Annotated in this window: 2 protein-coding genes and 1 pseudogene; all 3 read left to right on the top strand. The window is 62.2% G+C overall.

What is annotated here, in order from left to right; genetic code table 11:
* Positions 1–352: 352 nt before the first annotated feature.
* Positions 353–1,528 (top strand): annotated as a pseudogene (locus AC5590_RS20035) (bifunctional heptose 7-phosphate kinase/heptose 1-phosphate adenyltransferase); the annotation flags it as partial.
* Positions 1,529–1,569: 41 nt separating this feature from the next.
* Entirely contained in the window at positions 1,570–1,857 is a 288-nt protein-coding gene (locus AC5590_RS20040; RefSeq protein WP_498823725.1) for a nucleotidyl transferase family protein, read from the top strand.
* Positions 1,854–2,309: glycosyltransferase family 9 protein (locus AC5590_RS20045; protein WP_211178801.1), on the top strand; the 456-nt coding region annotated here is incomplete at its 3' end. The genes AC5590_RS20040 and AC5590_RS20045, both read left to right, overlap by 4 nt.

Below are 2,309 nucleotides of genomic sequence, written 5' to 3' on the forward strand. Positions count from 1 at the left end.
ACGCAAAGGCGCAAGGGCGCAAAGGAAGGAAAGATCGGCAGTTCTGATCTGCAGTCATCAAGATCAACCTACCCCACCCCCTTCTTTTTGCCTTCCTTTGCGCCCTTGCGCCTTTGCGTGAGGTTTCTCTTCCTCAAAGCCAGAGCGGAATTCACTTCGCTCATCAAATCCCATCGCTCAGTTCCCACCGGGATCGGGATTGACGCGATTTTCCCTTCGGGCGATGATTTCCGCGGCGTGATCCGACCAGGGAGGGACGGCGCGCCGAGTGAACACGCGGTGCGGGTGACGAATGTCGTTTGCGCCGCTCGCCAGGGATGGCCACACGATGTCGTATCATCTGCTCGAAGTCATGGAACGGCTGGGACGCCCGCGCGTGCTGGTCGTGGGTGATCTGATTCTCGACCGGTATATCTGGGGCGATGCCGAACGCATCAGCCAGGAAGCGCCGGTGATTCTGTTGCGGGAAGAGCGGCAGGAAACCCGCCTCGGCGGTGCGGCGAACGTCGCCCAGATGCTGCGGGGACTCGATGCCGAAGTCGACCTCGCCGGGGTGATTGGTGCCGATGCCGATGGCCGAGCGCTCGAAATGGATCTGCATCGCGCCGGCATTGGCAGTGCGACGGTCGTGGCCGACCCGAGTCGCCCCACGACCGCCAAAGTCCGATTCATGGGGCGGGCGCAATATCGGCATCCGCATCAGATGCTGCGCGTCGACCGGGAAGTCCGCCATGCGATTTCCGGCGGAACGGTGCAACAACTCTTGTCCACGATTCTGCCGAAGCTCGGCGATTATTCGGCGATTCTCATTTCCGATTACGCCAAGGGTGTCTGCACCGCCGGATTGTTGCGACCGTTGATCGAAGCTGCCCGCAAGCGCGGACTGCCGGTGGTCGTCGATCCCGCCGCCGGGGGCGACTACCGCCTTTATATTGGTGCGACCGGCGTGACGCCGAACCGTTCGGAAACGTTCAAAGCCACCGGCCGCGAGATCAAGACCATCGAAGATGGTTACGCCGCCGGTGACCAGTTGGTGAAGCAGTTCGATCTCGACATGGCGTTTGTGACGCTGGACCGCGACGGGATTGTCCTCGCGCGAAAAGACGCCGAGCCCGTCCACCTGCCGACACGGCCGCGCGAAGTCTGTGACATCACCGGCGCGGGGGACATGGTCCTCGCGATGATTGGCGTCGGCCTCGCGGCCAATGTCGATCCTGTGGATCTCTGTCGTCTGGCCAACGTCGCTGGGGGACTGGAAGTCGAACAAGTCGGCGTCGTGCCGATCCATCGCAAAGACATTCTCGGCGATCTGCTCCGCAACTCACGCACTGCGGAAAGCAAAGTCTGTTCGCTGCCTGATCTCGTCCGGCATGTGAACACGCGCCGCAAAGCCGGGCACAAGGTCGTGCTGACCAACGGTTGCTTCGACCTGCTGCACGTCGGCCATGTGAGTTATCTACAAGAAGCGGCTCACGAAGGAGATTGCCTGATCGTCGCGGTCAACAGCGATGACAGCGTCCGCCGGTTGGACAAAGCTCCGGACCGGCCGATCAGGAGTACCGGGCCCGCATGCTCGCCGGGTTGGAAGCGGTCGATTACGTCGTGGTTTTCGATGAAGACACGCCGCACGAAATCCTGCGGCAACTGCAACCGGACGTCCTCGTCAAAGGGGGCACCTACCGTGAAGAGGAAATCGTCGGCCGCGAAGTCGTGCTGTCCTACGGCGGCCGGGTGAAACCGCTCAGCATCACCGCGGGCGTGTCGACCACCGAGATCGTTCGTCGGTTGCGCGACAGCGAGGACGCCCAGATCATCCGTCTGCCCGAACCGGTCACCGAACTGCGGAAAGCCGGATGAAACTCGCGGTGTTCCTGCCGAACTGGGTGGGAGACGCCGTCATGGCGACTCCGGCGTTGCGATCTCTGCGCACGGAGTTCCCCCGCGCGGAGCTTGTCGGTGTGATGCGGCCGGTGATCGCGGATGTGCTCGAAGGCACGGGATTGATCGATTATTCTTTGCTCTACAACCCGCGCGGCAAAAACCCATCGCAACGCGGTGGAGCGTTCTTGAAATCGCTGCGAGCGGAAAAATGCGAAGCGGCGATTCTGTTCACGAACTCGCTGCGCACCGGTTGGCTGGCGTGGCGATCCGGGGCGACCGAACGCATCGGTTTCGCGCGCGACCTGCGCGGCTGGTTGCTGACGACGCGATTGACGCCGAAGTCGAAGCGCGTGCCGAACCCGGTGATCGATGAGTACAACCGGCTCGTTGAAGCCGCGGGGTGCCGGAAACTCAGTCACAAAATGGAA

Source organism: Brasilonema octagenarum UFV-OR1 (genome assembly GCF_963888615.1).
GTDB classification, from domain to species: domain Bacteria; phylum Cyanobacteriota; class Cyanobacteriia; order Cyanobacteriales; family Nostocaceae; genus Brasilonema; species Brasilonema sennae.

Excerpts from the sequence above, each read along its gene's own strand:
- AC5590_RS20040 (WP_498823725.1), top strand. The coding sequence starts at position 1,570 with ATGCTCGCCGGGTTGGAAGCGGTCGATTACGTCGTGGTTTTCGATGAA.